14 protein-coding genes and 1 pseudogene are annotated in these 18632 nt (G+C 72.8%); 4 read left to right on the top strand and 11 right to left on the bottom strand.

The window, feature by feature from the left end:
* Positions 1-12: 12 nt before the first annotated feature.
* Entirely contained in the window at positions 13-567 is a 555-nt protein-coding gene (locus ABZ823_RS20960) for a DUF1697 domain-containing protein (protein ID WP_361662272.1), read from the bottom strand.
* Positions 568-965: 398 nt separating this feature from the next.
* On the opposite strand from ABZ823_RS20960, the gene ABZ823_RS20955 reads away from it, so the two are divergent.
* Entirely contained in the window at positions 966-1829 is an 864-nt protein-coding gene (locus ABZ823_RS20955; protein WP_361662269.1) for an aminoglycoside phosphotransferase family protein, read from the top strand.
* A 15-nt stretch (positions 1830-1844) separates the two neighbouring features.
* Here the strand turns inward: ABZ823_RS20955 and ABZ823_RS20950 are convergent, their stop codons facing one another.
* The 4 genes from ABZ823_RS20950 to ABZ823_RS20935 all read right to left on the bottom strand — a co-directional run bounded on the left by ABZ823_RS20950 (position 1845) and on the right by ABZ823_RS20935 (position 6284).
* On the bottom strand, positions 1845-2567 hold the full coding sequence (locus ABZ823_RS20950; protein WP_361662266.1) for a 3'-5' exonuclease: 723 nt from the start codon (positions 2565-2567) through the stop codon (positions 1845-1847).
* A gap of 117 nt (positions 2568-2684) precedes the next feature.
* Positions 2685-3923 carry an SAV2148 family HEPN domain-containing protein gene (locus tag ABZ823_RS20945; RefSeq protein WP_361662263.1) on the bottom strand — a complete coding sequence of 413 codons (1239 nt, stop codon included), beginning with the start codon at positions 3921-3923 and terminating at the stop codon, positions 2685-2687.
* A gap of 117 nt (positions 3924-4040) precedes the next feature.
* Positions 4041-5357 (bottom strand): copper amine oxidase, encoded by a 1317-nt coding sequence (locus tag ABZ823_RS20940; protein ID WP_361662260.1) that lies wholly within the window; start codon positions 5355-5357, stop codon positions 4041-4043.
* Between the two features lie 123 nt (positions 5358-5480).
* The gene (locus tag ABZ823_RS20935; protein ID WP_361662257.1) at positions 5481-6284 is read right to left on the bottom strand and encodes a Tat pathway signal sequence domain protein; all 804 of its coding nucleotides are present in this window, start codon (positions 6282-6284) and stop codon (positions 5481-5483) included.
* 206 nt (positions 6285-6490) lie between these two features.
* Here ABZ823_RS20935 and glgX point away from each other — a divergent pair, with 206 nt between their 5' ends.
* Positions 6491-8599 (top strand): glycogen debranching protein GlgX, encoded by a 2109-nt coding sequence (gene glgX, locus ABZ823_RS20930; RefSeq protein WP_361662254.1) that lies wholly within the window; start codon positions 6491-6493, stop codon positions 8597-8599.
* A gap of 248 nt (positions 8600-8847) precedes the next feature.
* Positions 8848-11199, top strand: coding sequence for a malto-oligosyltrehalose synthase (gene treY, locus ABZ823_RS20925; protein WP_361662251.1), 2352 nt, complete (start codon positions 8848-8850; stop codon positions 11197-11199).
* 129 nt (positions 11200-11328) lie between these two features.
* On the opposite strand, the gene ABZ823_RS20920 is transcribed toward treY, so the two are convergent.
* The 3 genes from ABZ823_RS20920 to ABZ823_RS20910 all read right to left on the bottom strand — a co-directional run bounded on the left by ABZ823_RS20920 (position 11329) and on the right by ABZ823_RS20910 (position 13936).
* On the bottom strand, positions 11329-11835 hold the full coding sequence (locus ABZ823_RS20920) for an SSI family serine proteinase inhibitor (protein ID WP_361662248.1): 507 nt from the start codon (positions 11833-11835) through the stop codon (positions 11329-11331).
* Positions 11832-13157, bottom strand: a complete 1326-nt coding sequence (locus ABZ823_RS20915) for a M14 family zinc carboxypeptidase (RefSeq protein ID WP_361662245.1) — start codon at positions 13155-13157, stop codon at positions 11832-11834. The genes ABZ823_RS20920 and ABZ823_RS20915 overlap by 4 nt, the downstream gene beginning before the upstream one ends.
* A 227-nt stretch (positions 13158-13384) precedes the next feature.
* Positions 13385-13936, bottom strand: a complete 552-nt coding sequence (locus ABZ823_RS20910) for a DUF1707 and FHA domain-containing protein (RefSeq protein ID WP_361662242.1) — start codon at positions 13934-13936, stop codon at positions 13385-13387.
* Positions 13937-14108: 172 nt separating this feature from the next.
* On the opposite strand from ABZ823_RS20910, the gene treZ reads away from it, so the two are divergent.
* Positions 14109-15854 (top strand): malto-oligosyltrehalose trehalohydrolase, encoded by a 1746-nt coding sequence (treZ, locus tag ABZ823_RS20905; protein ID WP_361662239.1) that lies wholly within the window; start codon positions 14109-14111, stop codon positions 15852-15854.
* Between the two features lie 67 nt (positions 15855-15921).
* Here treZ and ABZ823_RS20900 read toward each other — a convergent pair whose 3' ends face one another.
* The 3 genes and pseudogenes from ABZ823_RS20900 to ABZ823_RS20890 all read right to left on the bottom strand — a co-directional run.
* Positions 15922-16860, bottom strand: a complete 939-nt coding sequence (locus tag ABZ823_RS20900) for an aminoglycoside phosphotransferase family protein (RefSeq protein WP_361662236.1) — start codon at positions 16858-16860, stop codon at positions 15922-15924.
* A gap of 101 nt (positions 16861-16961) precedes the next feature.
* A complete protein-coding gene (locus ABZ823_RS20895; RefSeq protein WP_361662234.1) occupies positions 16962-18107 on the bottom strand; it encodes an aminopeptidase P family protein in 1146 nt (381 codons plus the stop codon).
* A 134-nt stretch (positions 18108-18241) separates the two neighbouring features.
* A pseudogene (locus tag ABZ823_RS20890) lies at positions 18242-18484 on the bottom strand (PDZ domain-containing protein); the annotation flags it as partial.
* Positions 18485-18632 lie beyond the last annotated feature (148 nt).

Below are 18632 nucleotides of genomic sequence, written 5' to 3'. Positions count from 1 at the left end.
GACCGCCGGAGGTCACCCTCCGTGGGCGGTCAGCTCGACCAGCTTCACGACGGTGTTCCAGTTCCGTGTGGTGGCGATGAGCCCCTTGGTCAGCCGGGGCCTGGACAGCTGCTCGGCCAGCTTGGACCGGCCGAGCCCGTCGGGGGCGTAGAGATAGAGGACGCGCTCGCCCAGCCGGAACTCCTCCGGCAGATACGCGGCCGGGTCGATCTCGGCGAACCGCTCGGCGTCGACCGGGTGCGAGTAGTACGTGACATGCAGCTGCCTGCCCTCCACTCGGTCCGCGGGGAACGGACAGGCGTCGCGTACGGACGTCAGATAGGCGTGGTCACGCACGATGACATCGACCAGGAAGCCGAAGCGCTGCTCGATCGCCTCGGTGAGCTCGGCGGCCAGGGACTCCTCGTCGCCGTGGTCACAGGCGAAGACGGCCTGGCCGCTCTGGAGGTGGGTGCGGACGCCCTCGTAGCCGAGCCCCTCCATGAGGGCACGCAGGTCGGCCATCGGAAGCTTTTTGTTGCCGCCCACGTTGATCCCGCGCAGCAGTGCCGCGTACATCGTCGTCATGCGGACACCATAGAGCGGCCTCACGGACCCTGAACCCGCCGCGAGCCGGGCGCCCATTTTGTCCGGAGCTCCTAGGGGTCCTTGCCTATGCAAGCACGGGTCGGACGCTCATAGTGCGAGGACCTCTTAGGGCACACGAGGCCGGGGTGCACGCACCCCGGCCACAGTGCCGTGACCGCCGCGACCGTGCCGGGACGGAAGGCCGGTCCGAGCGGACGAGCGGCCACCGCGCCGGGGCGGTAGGCCGGTGCGCCGTCGTCGCTGACCCGTGCACCTGGTGCGAGCTGGGTGAATGCGACACTGGCGGGCGGACGGCCGGGGAGACGCTCCCGGGTGGATGTGCTCGGCGGTCGTTCGCGAGCGGAGCAAGGGCCGGGTCGAGGCACGGAGGGGAACACATGGACGAGGCAACGGCGCGCGAGGTGCTGGCGGCGGCGGGCGTGCTGCCGGGCCCGGCCGGGGACGCGCGGCTCCTCGCCCTGGGTGAGAACGCCGTGTTCGCCGCCGGTGATCTGGTGGTCAAGGTGGGGCGCGACGCCGAACTCCTGGACCGGGCACGGCGGGAGCTGGACATCGCCGTCTGGCTCGCCGCGGAGGGCGTCCCCGCGGTCCGGGCCGCCGATCCCCGACCGCTCCTGGTGGAGGGCCACCCGGTGACGGTGTGGCACCGGCTGCCGGATCCCGTTCGCCCCGCCGAGCCCCGGGACCTGGCCGGACTGTTGCGTGTCGTGCACGCACTTCCCTCTCCCCCGTTCGATCTGCCGTCCCGCGATCTGCTGGGCGGGGTGGAGCGCTGGCTGCGGCTGGCGGGCAACGCGATCGACCCGGCGGACGCGGCGTATCTGCGTGCGCGCCGGGACGGGTTCGCCGCCGCGGCTGCGGCCCTGACGCCGCATCTGCCGCCCGGCCCGATCCACGGCGACGCGCTGCCCCGCAATGTGCACATCGGCCCGGACGGACCGGTCCTGGTGGACCTGGAGACCTTCGCCTCGGATCTGCGCGAGCACGACCTGGTGGTCATGGCCCTGTCCCGGGATCGCTACGGGCTGCCCGCCGATGCGTACGACTCCTTCACCCGGACCTACGGCTGGGACGTGCGCGCATGGGAGGGATGCTCCGTGCTGCGCGGGGCGCGCGAGACCGCCAGCTGCGCCTGGGTCGCGCAGCACGCGCCGACCAACCCCAAGGCGCTCGCCGAGTTCGAGCGGCGGGTGGCTTCACTGCGGGACGGGGACCAGACCGTGCGCTGGTATCCCTTCTGAGCCGGTGCCTGACCGTCAGACCTTGTGGTCCGCCGGCTCCCGCAGCGGCCACGCCCCGTCCACGACGGCCTCCGTGTCGCCCTTGCGACGCAGGAACGCCTGGAAGTCCGCCGCCCAGTCCGCGTGCCACTCGATCTGGAGGCGGTGCAGCTCCGCCGGGCCGAGCGCCGCGATCTTCGGGTGGCGGTCGGCTATCGCGCCTGCGAGCCGGGCCGCGGCCAGGGCGTCCGCGGAGGCGTTGTGCGCCGACTCCAGCACGACGCCGTACTCCGCGCAGACCGCCGCGAGGGTGCGCTTGCCGCGGCGGTAGCGGTCGGCTCGGCGGTCGATGGTGTACGGGTCGATCACGGGTGCGGGCGCCGGTCCACCCAGGCGCTCCCGCAGCGAGGGCAGTCCGTGCCGGCGCAGCTCGGCCGTGAGCAGGGTGAGGTCGAAGGACGCGTTGTACGCGACGACCGGGACGCCCGTCTTCCAGTACCCCACCAGGACGTCGGCGATGGCGTCCGCTACCCGGTCGGCCGGGCTGCCCTCGGCGGCCGCCCGCTCGTTGCTGATCCCGTGCACCGCCACCGCGTCCGCCGGGATCTTCACGCCGGGGTCGGCCAGCCAGTCGCGTCGGCCGAGCGGCTTCCCGTCCTTGACCTCGATCACCGCCCCCGTGACGATGCGCGCCTCGTACGGATCCGTCCCGGTCGTCTCCAGGTCGAAGCCGATCAGCAGCTGTCGGTGCCAGGCCATGGCGGCCCCCCTTCTCGGTGGTGCTTTCCCCCAGTGGCCTCCACCTTCGCATGCGCCACTGACAATCCGAGGACAGCGTTCCGCTCGGTGCCCCGCAGGCGTCCGCCATGGGACAGTTCAGGACACGGGGCGTGAATCAGCCCAAGCCAGTTCGAACTCCTCACGGTAGGTCGGGAAGAGCCCGCCCTCGTCGACCTCGTCCGACTTGACGACCCGGTTGCCGTTGCGCAGCACCAGCACCGGCGCCTCCATACCGCGGCTGCGTCGCAGATAGGACTGCACGACCGCGATCCCGTCGGCACCGTCCCCGTCCACGAGGTACGCGGTGAAGCGGGGCGTCTCGTCGAAGACCTGGATCTCGAAGGCACCCGGGTCGCGGAGCCTGGCGCGCACCCGGCGCATGTGCAGGATGTTCATCTCGACGGCCCGGCTCAGCTCGCCCTTTTTGATGCCGAGTTCCCGCTCGCGCCGTTTGACCGCGCTGGAGGCGGGGTTGAGGAACAGCAGGCGCACCCGGCAACCCGACTGCGCGAGGCGCACCAGCCGGCGCCCGGAGAAGTTCTGCACGAGAAGGTTGAGGCCGATACCGATGGCGTCGAGGCGGCGGGCACCGCCGAAGATGTCCTCGGCGGGGAACTGCCGCAGCAGCCGTACCCGGTCCGGATGGACGGCGACCACGTCCGCGTACCGGTCGCCCACCAGGTCCTCGACCGCGTCGACGGGCAGACGGCGCGCGGAGGGCACGTCGCCGCCCGCGCCGAGGATCTCCAGCAGCCGGGCGGAGGCGCGCTCGGCCTGGGCGAGCACCGCCTCCGACAGGGCCCGGTTGCGCGAGACCACATTCCGGGTCACTTCGAGTTCGTCGAGCGCGAGTTCGACGTCGCGCCGCTCGTCTATGTACGGCTCGAAGCACGGCCAGTGCTGCACCATCAGCTCGCGCAGCTGCGGCAGCGTCAGAAAGCTGAGGACGTTGTCGTCGGCGGGGTCGAGCAGATAGCCCTTGCGGCGGCTGACTTCGCGTACCGCGACGGCGCGCTGCACCCACTCCTGTCCGGCCGGCCCGGCCGCGGCGACCACCCAGTCGTCGCCGTGGACGGGTTCGTAGACGGGACGGAGAACAGCGGCCACGACCGCACGCAGCCGCTGTTCGACCAGATTCAGCCAGATGTAGGCGCGTCCCGCCCGCTGGGCACGGGTGCGCACCTCGCGCCATGCCTCGGCGTTCCAGTCCAGTTCCGGTCCGATGGATCCCGTTTCCATCGGCCGTGCCAGGGACACCGCCCCGGGCGGGACATCCGCGGAGCTCCCCTCGTGACCCTCGTCACCAGGGGGCAGCTCCAGCCCTCCCGAGCCCACCCGCGCACCGCCTTCCGCTCCCCCGAGCCTCCTCAGGGGCCGGGCCCCAGTCCAACGATCAAGGAAGAGTACTCCGGGAGAGCGGCGGGACGCAGCCGGATGGAGAGGGCGGTTTTCTCAACTGCCGGGGCGCACTTGCCCGTTCTGACCCGCCAGGGCCCGCGGAGTGAGGGGATTCATAGCCGTGACGTCGCGCGGAGCGATCGAGAAGCCCTGCCAGTGGACCGGCATGGGCTGCTGGTCCTCGTCGCGCGCGATGTGGTGGAAACCGACGTTCACCCACACCACCGGGTGAGTCAGCGTCTGTCCGTTGACCCACTTGTCGACGGACTTGCCCGCTCGGGCACCGCAGTTGCCCAGGTTGTCGCTGGCGAACCGCTCGCACCCGTTGTACTCGGTGAAGTAGACGTCGTGGCGGGTGAAGTCGTGCCCGAGGTACTTGGTGCTGGCGCCGGGGACGAGTTCGTACGACCGCGCGTGACCGTCCTTGTTCTTGCCGGTGTCGCTGACGACCCGCCACCAGCGCATGTTCTTGACGTCGCCCGCGAGCTCCTTGGTGATCTTCGTGCGCGTGGTCTTGTTGCTCGGCGCCTGGGCGCCGCGCGCCGGCGGGCTGACCTGGGAGTCGTACTGCTCGACGCGGTTCCTGGAGGAGCCGTCGAGGCCGAAGTCGAGCCGCCAGAAGACGTTGTGGCTGTGGCTGGTGGCGTACGCCCTCGCGCCCTTGCCGATCGGCCAGCCGCGGCCGTCGCCCGCGTCGTAGTCGAACGGCGAGAGGCTGCCGGTGGCTCCGACGTTCATGTTGACCGTGCCGTCGTCCTGGAAACGCCACTCGGTTATGTACTCGTACCAGCCGACCTTGTTGACGGTGTAGATCAGCAGGTCCTTGCCCTGCGCCTGGTAGACCTTGTTCCCGGTGTCGCTCTGAAGGCGGTAGGCGTGGCCGCGCGAACGGGTCGTGGTGCACAGGCCGTTGACGTCGGGGTGCCGCGGATCCCAGGCGCCCGGCACCTTGACCTTCTTGATGGTGCCGCCGGGGCACTCGGCGGGCGTCATCGCGGACAGCCCCTGTGCGAAGCCGGCGCCCGTCAGGTCGCTGTACTCCACCGATCCGTCGTCGTAGGGAACGTCGATCTGGGCCAGCCGCGCGCTGTTGAGGACCTTGATCGGACGGGCCTCGCCGGGCGGCTGATAGGAGACGTGGTCCAGGACGAGACCGGCGTAGGTGTCGTAGCGCCAGCACATCCGCCAGGTGGTGCCGGTGGAGAGCTTCTGCTCGATCCGGTAGGCCGCACTGCACTCCGCGGCCGGCTGGGCCGCGGCCCGCGGCTGGGCGACGGCCGGTGCGGCGGCCGTGCCCCCGAAGGCGAGTCCGGCCGCCAGGAGGCCGGTCAGGGCCCGCCTGCGGGCACGGCTGTTTCTGTTCACGCGCATGACGAAGAGACTCCTCTTGCACAAAGCGAGAAAGACGAGGCGAGAAGGTGAGGGGTCAGGAAGGTGGGACGACGCGCCCGCGATCCGGGAAGAGGTCCGGTGCGGCGGGCGGCGGCGCGTGGCTCAAGCGAGCTTGCCGACCTTCCGGGCACTCAGATCGATCACGAAGGAACGGCTGTCGATCCAGGAGCCGTTCGGGACCTTCGGGAAGAGCCGCACACAGCGGTGCCGCCCGCACTGGTCGAGGACGGCCGGCTGGGCTCCCGGGACCGCCCGGTAGACGATGCCGGTGAGCATCAGCTGGCCGGGGGAGGTGAGGTCCTTGCCGGTGGCGTCCTTGTAGTCGGCCTTGAGGCCCGCGCCGAGCGGATCCGCGATCAGCAGCCTGGCCGCCTCGGCGTTCTCGTCCGGGGCGAGGGGCGGCTGCACGCCGTACTGGGTGCCGGTCCCCTCGACCTTCCCGGTGTCCAGGTTGACGGTCCTGGTGACGAGACTGTCGTCCTTGTAGTCGTAGAACGTCACGTCCGCGCGGCGCGGCGCACGCGGGTCGTCGAAGTGGTCAGGGTCCGGCTCGGCGAGGCCGACGCTCAGCCGCTGCGGGCCCTTACCGCCCTCGACGTCCTCCGCTGCGGCGAACTGCTGCCGGGTCAGGGCGATGCGTTCGACGCGCTTGATCTCGTCGCCGGTCAGCGGGTCGCCGCCCTTGCCCTTCTCCCCCTCGGCGGGGGCCTGCTCGACGACGCCGGGAGCCGCCTGCTGCTCCCGCCCGTCGGTCTGCCGGGCGGCGAGTCCGCCGCCCCCGCCTCCGGACTCCTCGGCCGACACCGAGCCCGGAAGCGTGATCCCGACCATCACGGCGGTCCCCGTCACCGCGATGGCCGCACCCGCCACCACCTTGCCCAGATGGCGGCGCACTATCCTGCGCACATTTCCCCCTACTCCCCCTGTGTCACTGGGAGTGGATCGAGCCCCACTGGTTCGGCATACGCGGTCGCACAGGTGGCTGCGCGGCACCACGTATGCACTGGTCGGCTGTTAAGAGGGGTGTAAGTCATAGGAGGTTCCCTCACTTTCGGGGAAGACTCGGCTTCAGGGCGCCCCTCGGGGCCAGGACAACTGGGAGAGTCGTGTCCATGCAGGTCTGGCCTGGAGAGGCATATCCGCTCGGCGCCACCTACGACGGCGCAGGGACCAACTTCGCGGTTTTCTCGGAGACCGCCGACCGGATCGAGCTGTGTCTGCTGCACGACGACGGCTCGGAGACGGCGGTGGAACTGCGGGAGACCGACGCGTTCGTACGGCACGCGTATCTGCCCGGCGTGATGCCGGGGCAGCGGTATGGGTTCAGGGTGCACGGCCCGTACGCCCCCGAGCGCGGGCTGCGCTGCAACTCGGCGAAGCTGCTGCTCGACCCGTACGCACGCGCCATCAGCGGCAGCGTGAAATGGGGCGAGGAGGTGTACGGCTATCCCTTCGGCTCACCCGACAAGCGCAACGACCTGGACTCGGCACCCCACACCATGGCGTCCGTGGTGATCAACCCGTACTTCGACTGGGGTGACGACCGCCGGCCGCACACCGAGTACCACCGCACGGTGATCTACGAGGCCCATGTGAAGGGCCTGACGATGCGCCATCCGGCGCTCCCCGACGAGCTGCGCGGCACCTATGCGGCGCTCGCCCACCCGGCCATCATCGAACACCTGACCGAGCTGGGTGTCACCGCGCTGGAGCTGATGCCCGTACACCAGTTCGTCAACGACCATCGTCTGGTGGACATGGGCCTCGCCAACTACTGGGGCTACAACACCATCGGCTTCTTCGCCCCGCACAACGCCTACGCCTCCTGGGGCGACCGCGGCCAGCAGGTCCTGGAGTTCAAGTCGGCCGTTCGGGCGCTGCACGAGGCCGGCATCGAGGTCATCCTCGACGTCGTCTACAACCACACCGCGGAGGGCAACCACCTCGGCCCGACGCTCTCCTTCAGGGGCATCGACAACCCCTCGTACTACCGGCTGACGGACGACCCGCGCTACTACATGGACACGACCGGCACCGGCAACTCCCTCCTGATGCGCTCCCCGCACGTGCTGCAACTGATCATGGACTCGCTGCGCTACTGGGTCACCGAGATGCACGTGGACGGATTCCGCTTCGACCTGGCGGCGACGCTCGCCCGCCAGTTCCACGAGGTCGACCGGCTGTCGTCGTTCTTCGACCTGGTCCAGCAGGACCCGGTGGTCTCCCAGGTGAAGCTGATCGCCGAGCCCTGGGACGTGGGCGAGGGCGGCTACCAGGTGGGCAACTTCCCGCCGCTGTGGACCGAGTGGAACGGCAAGTACCGCGACACCGTACGGGACCTGTGGCGCGGCGAGCCCCGCACGCTCGCGGAGTTCGCCTCCCGGCTGACCGGCTCCTCGGACCTCTACCAGGACGACGGCCGCCGACCGCTCGCCTCGATCAACTTCGTGACCTGCCACGACGGCTTCACGCTGCACGACCTCGTCGCGTACAACGACAAGCACAACGAGGCCAACGGCGAGGAGAACCGCGACGGGGAGAGCTACAACCGGTCGTGGAACTGCGGGGCCGAGGGCGAGAGCGACGACCCGGCGGTGCTTCAGCTGCGAGGCCGCCAGATGCGGAACTTCATCGCCACGCTGATGCTCTCCCAGGGCGTGCCGATGCTCAGCCACGGCGACGAGTTCGCACGGACCCAGCGGGGCAACAACAACGCCTACTGCCAGGACAACGAGCTGTCCTGGGTGGAGTGGCCCGAGGACGGCAGCGAGCTGCTGGAGTTCACGCGCGCGATGGTGTGGCTGCGCCGGGACCACCCGGTCTTCCGCCGGCGCCGCTTCTTCCACGGACGCCCGGTGCAGGGCACGAACGACGAGCTGTCCGACGTCGCCTGGTTCACCCCGCAGGGCCAGGAGATGACCCAGCGGGACTGGACGTCGGCACAGGCGGGCGCGCTGACCGTGTTCCTCAACGGCAACGCGATCTCCGAGCCCGGCCCGCGCGGGGAGCGCATCACCGACGACTCCTTCCTGCTGATGTTCAACGCCTCGCCGAAGTCGCTGGAATTCGTGGTGCCGGTCGACCACGGACGCCAGTGGCAGGTGGTCGTCGACACCTCCCTCCAGGAGGGGCTCGTACCGGGCACCGGCGACAAGGTCGCGGCGGGGGGCCGGCTGACCCTGGTGGACCGGAGCCTCGTGGTGCTCCAGCGGCCCGCCTAGGGGGTTTTTCGTTTGGATCGGTTCGGATCAGGCCGCGGCGTCCGGGGCAGGGGGCACCTCCCAGCGGTAGCCGGGGGAAGATCGCAAGGCGGGGGGCCTCCCGCGTACCGGATGCATTCGGGTGGTCCGACAACGCGGCGAGGTGCCGCACCGGGCGTCGCGGACCCGGGCTGATCCAAACGAGACCCCCCAGGGGTCCGGCGGCGCGTTTCCGGCACTAAAGCCGGCGGGACGGGTACGTAGGTTTCATGACACCTGAGCGTCCCGCCCCGCCGGTGCCCACGGCCACGTACCGGCTCCAGCTGCAGCCGGAGTTCCCGTTCGGCGCGGCCGAGGCGGCCGTGCCGTACCTGGCCGCACTCGGCGTCTCGCATCTGCATCTGTCCCCCGTCCTGGAGGCGGTCCCCGGCTCGACACACGGCTACGACGTCGTCGACCACGCGCGCGTACGGGAGGAACTCGGCGGTGAGGCGGGGCTGCGCGCCCTGGCCCGCACGGCCCGGGAGCACGGGCTGGGCCTGGTCGTGGACATCGTGCCCAACCACATGGCGGCCTCCCCGCGCCACAACCGCCCCCTGTGGGAGGTGCTGCGCGAGGGACCCGAGTCGCCGTACGCACGCTGGTTCGACATCGACTGGGAAGCGGGGGGCGGGCAACTGCTGCTGCCCGTTCTCGGGCGCCGGCTCGGCGAGGAGATCGGGCAGCTGAAGGTCGACGGGGATGTGCTGCGCTACCACGACCATGTGTTCCCGCTGCGTGAGGGCACCGCGACGCTGCCGCTGCCGCAGCTGCTCGACGCCCAGTGGTACCGCCCGGTGTGGTGGCGGCTGGCCCGTACGGAACTGAACTACCGGCGGTTCTTCAGCATCTCCGAGCTCATCGGGGTACGCGTGGAGGACCCGGAGGTCTTCACGGCGACCCACGCGACGCTCCTGCGGCTGCTCGACGAGCATGTGATCGACGGTCTGCGCGTGGACCACCCTGACGGGCTGGCCGACCCGGAGGGGTATCTGCGCCGGCTGCACGAGGCCACCGGCGGGCGGTGGACGGTCGTGGAGAAGATCCTCGCGGCGGACGAGCACCTGCCCTCCTCCTGGCCGGTCGCGGGCACCACGGGGTACGACGCCCTGCGTCATGTGGACGGGCTGTTCGCGGACCCCGTGGGCGCCGGAGACCTGCTCGGCCACTACCGGCGGTTCGCGGCCCCCTTGGGCGACCGCGGTGGGCACTGGGCCTCCACCGTGCGGCGCGCCGCCTACCGGGTGGTCACCCACGAGCTGGCGGCCGAGGTGGACCGCCTCACGCGCGTGGCGAGCCGCCTGTGCGAGACCTCCCCGGACCCCGCGCTGCGCGACCACGCGCCCTGGGCGCTGCGGACCGCGCTGCGCGAACTCCTCGTCCGCCTGGAGGTGTACCGGCCGTACACCTCGAAGGACGCCGCCGCGGTCGTCACCGAGGAGGCCGCCGCCGAGGCCCGCGCGGCCTTCACCGTGCCCGAGGAGGCCCACGCGGTGACCGTCGTACGGGACCTCGCGCTGGGACGTGCCGGGGACGGGCCCCTCCACGCCGAATTCCGGGCACGGTTCGCGCAGACGGCGTCGGCGCTGCGCGCCAAGTCCGTGGAGGACACGGCGTTCTACCGCTATGTGCCACTGCTGTCCGCGAACGAGGTGGGTGGCGATCCCGGCGCCCCGGCCGTCGCCCCGGAGGACTTCCACGCGTACTGCGCGCGCGTGCGGCGCGACTGGCCCGCCACCGGGACCGTGCTGTCGACGCACGACACCAAGCGCAGTGCGGACGTGCGGGCCGCTGTCTCGGTGCTCACCCAGTGCCCGGAGCGCTGGGCCGACGTGCTGGCCGAGGTGACCCGCGCGGGCGGCACGGGGCCCGATCCACACCTGGCGTGGGCCGCCTGGCAGACGCTCTTCGGGCTCGGCCGGGCCGACCGGGAGCGCCTGTCCGGGGCACTGCTCAAACACGTACGGGAGGCCGGGCTGCACACCACGTGGACCGAGACGGAACCGGCCTACGAGGAGGCGGTGTCGGCGTTCGTCGCCCAGGGGCCGTGCGGTGCACCGGGGCGGCCCGTCATGGAGTTCCGGGACGCGCTGGCGCCGCATATCCGGGCGAACGTCCTCGGGGCCGCACTGGTCCAGCTGACCATGCCGGGCGTGCCGGACGTCTACCAGGGCACGGAGGGCGAGTACCGGGCGCTGGTCGACCCGGACAACCGGTTGCCGTTCGCACCGCGGGCGGCGTCCTCGGAGAAGGCTGAGCTCACGGGGGCCGCGCTGCGGCTGCGCAGGCGGCGCCCGGAGGTCTTCGGCGCGTCGGGGGCCTACACCCCGCTCGGGGCCGAGGGCCCGGCCGCCGCGCACTGCGTGGCCTTCGTGCGGTCCGGGGAGGTGCTCACGGTGGTCACCCGGCTGTCGCTGCGTCTCGCGGAGGCGGGCGGCTGGCACGACACGTCCCTCACGCTGCCGCCCGGCCGGTGGGCGGACGTGCTCCTCCCCGAGCGCCGGTTCGAGGGGCACGCGCGCGTGGAGGACCTTTTCACACGGCTGCCGGTCGCACTGCTGGAGCGAGTCGCCGGGGACTGAGGGGCCCGCCGCCCGGCGAACCGGATCCGGCGCCCCGCCGCTGACAGCGCCTGCGCCGTCGCCGGGCGACACGGGCACCGCCCCGCGCGCGTGGCTTGCCGGACCCCGTCCACGCGCGCGGGGCGCGGCTCAGTGCCCTGCGCCCGCAACCGCCCGGTGCCGTAGGCCCGGAACCGCCCGGCCCTGCACTCCGGGAACCGCTCGGTCCCGTACGCCCGGAACCCCTCGGTCCACGAGCGCGAACACCGATCCGGTTCTGGCCTGGAGCTCGCACGCGTTGGCAAAGGTGTGGCTGTACTCGACCGGACGGCCGTCCCACTCGCCGCGCGCGGAGACGGTCACGGGGGCGTAGAGCATCGGGCAGAGGGAGTCGTCGGGCGGGATACGGCCGATGTCCCCCTGCACCGCGTCGAGTTCCGCGCAGGCCTCGGCGGCCTCGGAGTGCCCCTGGGGCGGGTCGCACAGCAGCAGCGTTCCGCTGATGTCCCGGGAGCGCTCGTCGCCGTTGGTGACGGTCAGATAGAGCCAGTTGCCGGTGGCGGCCGGCCGGGGCGCGGCCTGGGCCGGCACCACGGGGAGCAGGACGGCCGCGGCGATCAGGGCACCGCGCAGGGCCAGTGTGGTCTTCGTCGTCATTCCGTATGCATCGGCACCGCGGCCTCCGGGCCCCAGCCGGACTCACCCGAATGGGAGCGCACGGGCGCGTACCGCCCGGCGAGTTCGACGGCGGCGAGCACCACGCGCGCCTGGTACTCGGCCTGTCGCGCGACCGGGATCCAGCGCGCCCGGTAGCCGTCGCGGTAGTCGGCGCACCAGGCGTCGATGAGCCTGTCGAGTTCCGGCAGCACCCCGCCCGCCTCGCGCCCGGCGGCCCGGGCGAGTTGGTGGAGCAGTCCGGCGGTGCGCAGCGCGACGCGCCGCCCGGAAATCCCCAGGGCGGTCAGTCGGGCGGTGTCGAGGGGCGGCAGGGGCCGCTGCCCGGCGCCGTGGACGTCGGGGTCCCAGGAGTCGGCGAGTCCGGGGCCGACCAGTAAATAGTCGTCGACCGGGGCGAGCAGCCGGTCGGCGTCCGGGACCGCGGCCAGGTGGGGGCGGATGCGGTCCAGGAATCCCGCCAGCAGCCGGGTGTCACGGCGCAGCGTCCCGCTGACGGCCCGGAGCACCGCCTCCGGGTCGGGGAGCGGCGAGGCGTCCTCCACGGCCGTCACACCCCACATGGGTGCCTCGACGACCGCCGTGACGGTGCCGTAGCGGTGCGGGTGGAACCAGGTCGACTCGACCGCGGCCTCCGTGATCGCCGCGGCCAGGTCGCCGCGGCGGGGTGGCGGGATGCGGTACACGGCGGGGCCGAGGGCCGGCCAGTACAGGGTGTCGTAGGGGCCGAGTTCCCGGGGGATGCCCAGCCGGGCGGCGGCCTCGGCGAGCCGCTGGGCGATGCCCGGCAGGTCGCGGGTCAGCTCGACGAAGCCGCCGCCGACGTCGACGCCGTGCAGGGAGCAGTGGAAGAAGGGCCGCAGTTCGTCCTGGAGGTCCAGCAGGGCGCGGGTCTCGGGCAGGGCGGCGCGCTCCGCGCCGTCGGGCAGCCACTCGGGCTGCTCGAGAAAGCCGGGCCGGAAGAAGTGCCGGAAGTACCGGCCGAGGGTGTACGGGCCCGCCAGCCAGCCCTCGTTGCGGCGAGCGCCGTCGGGGTCGAGGCAGAGCAGCAGGTTCCAGGTGGTGTCGATGCCGGTGCTCAGGCGGGGGTCGGCGAGCACCCGTTCGGCCAGGCGCAGGGCGGTGGCTCCGCCGACGGGTTCGTTGGCATGGGGTCCGGCGACGACGAGGGCGTGGCGGCCGCCATGGCCGACGGAGAGCAGCCACAGGGGCGTGCCGCCCCGTGACGTGCCCACACGGCGCAACCGGGCATCGCGGGGGCGGCGGGCGACGAGCGCGGCCGCGTGCGCGCCGAGCTCGTCCACCGTCGGGTAGCGGAGGAGTGGCGACAGGGCACACCTCCACTATGTGGTGCCGTCGATTCACCTGGTGTACACGGTGTACGCACAGTCAGTCACGGCCCGGGAGGCTTCGTCAACACCGCGGCGGGTACGCGGCGGGGGTGGGGGTGGGACGGCACTCTGACGGCGCAACGAGCCCCGGTGCGGCACGGCGGGCGCCGGGGGCCGCTCCGGCGCCGCACGGTGGCCGGCTACTGCGCCGCCAGCCGGAAGGTCATCCTCCCGAAGCTCACCTGGTCCCCGTCGCGGACGACCGCGGCGCCGATCACCCGGCGGCCGTTGACGGTGGTGCCGTTGGTGGAGCCGAGATCGCGCAGCACCCACAGCCCGCCCTGGTGCCGGAGTTCGGCGTGCACGCGGGAGACCGTCTCGTGACTGAGCCTGAGTCCGCTCGCGGGATCACGGCCGATCCGCAGCGGATAGGGGTGGCCCGGGCTCGGCAGCAGCAGCTTCGGCAGCCGCTCGGCCTGCCAGGCCCGGCGCAGCCGCACGGTGAAACCGGAGACCGCCTCGACGGTCCCGAAGACGAGGCGCGACCAGCGCTTGTCGGTGGTCAGGTCGGCGGTGAGCGCGGCCAGCTCGTGCGGCTGCCGGGCGACAAGGGCCAGCTCCATGCGCCGCAGGAACGTGTCGTGCGACAGACGCCCCAGGGCGACGCCGTCGCTGAGCGCCTTCAGCGCCCTGTCGCGTTCGGCGTCCGAGAGCCGCGCCGGGTACGTATGGAACTCGAAAGACGACGTCACGGGGCTGATTGTCGGTCAGCCGGCGTTTCGTGTCCAGGAAACGACAAAAGGATCGCCGGCGCCGTCGGGGTCCTTCGGGCGTGTCAAAAGGGTGGATACGGCGGCCGATTGATCTCGTATGAAGCACCATGGACGCGCTACATCACGATGAGCAGACGAGGGGGGACCGTCCGTGCGGTTCGAGGTGTGGGCACCGCAGGCTGCCCGGGTGACGCTTCACTGTGAAGGCGACAGGCGGGCGTTGGCACGGGATCCGGAGCGGTCGGGATGGTGGACCGGTGAGGCGGAGGCCGGGGACGGCGCGCGGTACGGGTTCGCCGTGGACGACGGCCCGGTGCTGCCCGATCCGCGGTCGCGCCGTCAGCCGGACGGTCCGGACGGGCTGAGCGCGGTCGTCGACCAGGGGCGGTACGCATGGCGTGCCGAGTGGGCCGGGCGCGGACTGCCCGGCGCGGTGCTGTACGAGCTGCACGTGGGGACGTACACCCGCGAGGGCACGCTGGACGCGGCGGCGCGGCGGCTGGAACACCTTGTGGAACTGGGCGTCACGCACGTGGAGTTGATGCCCTTGTGCCCGTTCCCGGGGCGGCACGGCTGGGGCTACGAGGGCGTCAGCCTCTGGGCGGTGCATGAGCCGTACGGCGGGCCCGAGGCGCTGAAACGGTTCGTCGACCGGGCCCACGAACTCGGCCTCGGGGTCGTGCTGGACGTGGTCCACAACCACCTCGGCCCGTCCGGCAACCACCTGCCCGCGTTCGGCCCGTACTTCACGGAGACGTATCACACGCCCTGGGGCGCCGCGGTGAACCTGGACGCGCCGGGGTCGGACGAGGTGCGCGCGTATCTGATCGGCAGCGCGCTGGCCTGGCTGCGTGACTACCGGCTCGACGGGCTGCGCCTGGACGCGGTGCACGCACTGCACGACACGCGCGCGCTGCACTTCCTGGAGGAGCTGTCGTCGGCGGTGGACGCGCTGGCCGCCGAGACCGGTCGGCCGCTCTTCCTGATCGCCGAGTCGGACCTCGGTGACCCCCGGGTCGTCACCGCGCGCGCGGAGCACGGACTCGGACTGCACGCCCAGTGGAACGACGACTTCCATCACGCCCTGCACACCGCGCTGACCGGCGAATCGCAGGGTTACTACGAGGACTTCGCCCGGGCGCCCCTCGCGGCCCTCGCCAAGACGCTGACGGGCGGTTTCTTCCACGACGGCACCTACTCCACCTTCCGCGGCCGGCGGCACGGGCGCCCGCTGGACCGTGCCCGCGTGTCCGCGCACCGCCTGCTGGGCTACGCCCAGACCCACGACCAGATCGGCAACCGCGCCCTCGGGGACCGGCTCTCGGCCTCCCTCTCCCCCGGGCTGCTGGCGTGCGCGGCGACGCTGGTGCTCACCGCACCGTTCACACCGATGCTGTTCATGGGCGAGGAGTGGGCCGCGGGGACGCCCTGGCAGTTCTTCACCGACCACACCGATCCCGAACTGGCCGAGGCCGTACGACGGGGCAGGCGCCGGGAGTTCGCCGCCCACGGCTGGGCGGAGGAGGACGTGCCGGACCCCCAGGACCCGGCGACCCGCGACCGCTCCTGCCTCGACTGGTCCGAGCCGGAGAGCGAGCCCCACGCTCGCGTGCTGGCCTGGTACCGGGAGCTGATCGCCCTGCGCCGCGCCCAGCCCGATCTCACCGCCCCCGACCTGGAGGACGTGAAGGTCGCCTACGACGAGGAGGGCCGCTGGTTCGCCTTCCGCCGCGGCGATGTCCGGGTCGCCCTGAACCTGGCCGGGGAGCCCGCGCGGATCGCCCTCGGCGTCCCTCACGCGCGTGTACTGGCCGCGTGGGAGCCCGTGCAGCCGCCGGACGAGGAGGGCGTGCTGCGCCTTCCGGGCGAGTCGTGTGTGGTGCTGACCCAGGGGTGAGGGGAGCGGCACGGGGGTGACGGGGCGCCGGGACCGCTGAGGGGACGGTCGTCCCGGGCCCGGGCGCCTACGGTGTCTCGTCGCCGGGCAGTTCCGTGACCCGCTCCAGCAGGATCGCCTCCCAGGCGCGCCGCAGCCGTGCGCGCAGAACGGGCGGCGGGGTGGCCTTGCCGCCCTCGAGGCCCTCGGTGAGGCGGGTGAGCGTGTCGCAGCGGGCGAGCCACAGGCCGCGCAGGCAGGGGCGGGCACCGTAGCCCGCGAGGGTCGCGGCGCGCACCGCCGCGGGTGCGCCGACGGCGATCGCGAGCATGGCGATGTCCTCGGCCGGGTCGCCGATGACCGCGTCGGCCCAGCCGAGAACGCCGCGCACCCGCCCGTCGCCACTCACCAGGAGGTGGTCGCCGCTGAGGCCGTGGTGGACCAGGACGGCGGCGCCGGGCTGCGTGACCAGCTGGCGGGCGGCGGGCGCGGTGAGCTGGGCGAGCCGCGCGGGGTCGAACTCGTCGGCCTCCGCGAGGCGGTCGGCGGCGCTCGCGGCGGCGGACCGCAGCGCCTCCAGGGAGCGGGGCGGCACCCGGAGCACGCCGATCGCCTCGGCCTGCCGCACGGGCACCTCGCGCAGCCCGGTGAGCAGTGCCGCGAGGTCCGCCTCGCCGAGCGCGGAGACGTCCGGTTCCTCGCCGGTGCTGCCGGGCAGCCGCGTGTCCAGGGTGTAGCTGAGCCCCGCGGCCCACTCCCCGTGCGCGACGCTCGTCGGGACCGCGACCTGGACGTGCGGCCGTACCAGGGGGCGCAGCCGCAGTTCGCGGCGCCGGCGCGCGGAGGCGTCGCGATCGGTGGCCAGCCGCAGCACATGGCGTGTGCCCACCCACCAGGTGGAGTGTCCCGGGCCCTCGGCGGCGGGCGTCACATCCGGTCCGTCCGCCTCTGGAAGGTCCCCCTCCACAAGCAGGGAGCGGACCAGTCGGCGTACGGTCTCCGCCGTCGGTGTCGGTGCCTGGGTCATGATCGCGCCGTTGTCGTCTCGGGGGCCTGCGGGGAGCTGCGGGTGCCGGGGCCGGCCGTCCGACGTCTCGCGGTCGGGGCGCGCGGCCGGCCCCTGCCCTCTCAGTCGACCACCGCCATCTGGCGGGGGGTGTTGTTGAGGCGGCGCCCGCCGTCCTCAGTCACCGTCACGATGTCCTCGATCCGGACACCGAAGCGGCCGGGCAGATAGATTCCGGGCTCCACGGAGAAGCACATGCCGGGCACCAGGGGCTGTTCCTCTCCCTCGATCATGTACGGCGGCTCGTGCGTGGTGACGCCGATGCCGTGCCCGGTGCGGTGGATGAAGTACTCGCCGTACCCGGCGTCGGCGATGACCGCGCGGGCCGCACGGTCCACGTCCTGGCAGGCGGCACCCGGCCGGACCGCGCGGACGCCCGCCTCCTGGGCCGCGCGCACCAGGTCGTGCACCCTGCGCTCCTCGTCGGTCGGTTCGCCGACGTGGACGGTGCGGGAGGTGTCCGAGCCGTAGCCGTGCTTGAGGCCTCCGAAGTCGAGGACGACCATGTCACCGCGCTCGATGACGCGTTCCCCGGCCTCGTGGTGGGGATTTGCGCCGTTGGGCCCGGAGGCGACGATGGTGAAGTCGACCTGTGTGTGTCCGAACTGCCGCAGCAGACCGGCGAGGTCCGCGGCGACCTCCCGTTCCCGACGGCCCGCGAAGGGGACCTTCCTGATCTCCTCGTACGTGGCGTCCGCGGCGGCCCCGGCGGCCGCCAGCCGGTCGAGTTCCGCGGCGTCCTTGACGGCCCGCAGCATCGGCAGGGCGCGGGTGAGGGCGACGTGCCCGGCGTGCGGGAGCCGCTCGCGCAGGCCGAGCAGGTGCAGGGCCCAGGCGTTGTCGCTGATGCCGTAGCGGCCGTCGGGGCGCAGCAGGGAGGCGGCGGCCTCGTACGGGTCCTTGCCGTCGGTCCAGTCGCGCAGCGTCAGCGCGGGCGCACCGGCCGCCGCCGCCGCGTCGGGCGCCTCCAGGGTGGGCACGACGAGGACGGGCTCGTGTCCCGCCCGCAGCACCAGCAGGGTGAGGCGTTCGGTCTCCACCGGCCGGTATCCCGTCAGCCACACCAGGTCGGGCCCGGGTGCGATCAGCAGCCCGGCGAGCCCGGCCGCGTCGGCGGCTTCCGCGGCGCGCCGCATCCGGGCCGCGTAGTCGTCGGCGGTGAAGGGTGCGGGGCCGCCGCTGTCGGGCGGCGCGGGCGTGCCGGTCATCCATAACCTCCGCGGGTCCGGTGCTCCCAGGGTCTACGGGCAGCATCCTGCCCTTCCGCCGGGGCGGATGCGAGCCCATCGCGCCGATGACGGTCCGCGGCGCGCGCGGTGGTGGGCCGGCGCGGCGGCAAGGCTCAGGTGAGGACGCCGAGGGTCGCGGCCAGGCGCAGGCGGCTGCCGTTCGCATGGCGCACGGTGAGGGTGACGGTGGTGCCGGGGAGGGCGGCGGCTAGGGCCCGCGCGAGGTCGGTGGCCGAGCGCAGGCGCGTCGCGTCGAGGGCGAGCACGACGTCGCCGCGCACGAGACCCGCTGTGTGGCCCGGGCCCGGGACGTGCACGCCGACCAGGAGCGCGCCGCCGGATGCGGCGTCCATGGCCTCGACGCCGAGCGTGGCCCGCGAGGGCGCCGGTGCCCGGCGCGCGCTGGTGCCGGGCGCCGTGGTGGGGGCCGTGCGCGGGCGCGTCGGTCTGCTCGTCCTGGTCGGTCGTCACGCCCACTGCATCTGCTCCGTCTGCTCCATGTGC

The organism is Streptomyces sp. NPDC047079 (genome assembly GCF_040643755.1).
Classification (GTDB): Bacteria; Actinomycetota; Actinomycetes; order Streptomycetales; family Streptomycetaceae; genus Streptomyces.
Note: the sequence above shows the minus strand (reverse complement) of the source record. Positions and strands in the feature narration are given on the sequence as shown.

Coding starts and splice junctions, on each gene's coding strand:
- treY (WP_361662251.1), top strand. CDS start 8,848: ATGACACCTGAGCGTCCCGCCCCGCCGGTGCCCACGGCCACGTACCGG.
- ABZ823_RS20960 (WP_361662272.1), bottom strand. CDS start 567: ATGACGACGATGTACGCGGCACTGCTGCGCGGGATCAACGTGGGCGGC.
- ABZ823_RS20955 (WP_361662269.1), top strand. CDS start 966: ATGGACGAGGCAACGGCGCGCGAGGTGCTGGCGGCGGCGGGCGTGCTG.
- ABZ823_RS20900 (WP_361662236.1), bottom strand. CDS start 16,860: ATGACCCAGGCACCGACACCGACGGCGGAGACCGTACGCCGACTGGTC.
- ABZ823_RS20950 (WP_361662266.1), bottom strand. CDS start 2,567: ATGGCCTGGCACCGACAGCTGCTGATCGGCTTCGACCTGGAGACGACC.
- ABZ823_RS20895 (WP_361662234.1), bottom strand. CDS start 18,107: ATGACCGGCACGCCCGCGCCGCCCGACAGCGGCGGCCCCGCACCCTTC.
- ABZ823_RS20920 (WP_361662248.1), bottom strand. CDS start 11,835: ATGACGACGAAGACCACACTGGCCCTGCGCGGTGCCCTGATCGCCGCG.
- ABZ823_RS20940 (WP_361662260.1), bottom strand. CDS start 5,357: ATGCGCGTGAACAGAAACAGCCGTGCCCGCAGGCGGGCCCTGACCGGC.
- glgX (WP_361662254.1), top strand. CDS start 6,491: ATGCAGGTCTGGCCTGGAGAGGCATATCCGCTCGGCGCCACCTACGAC.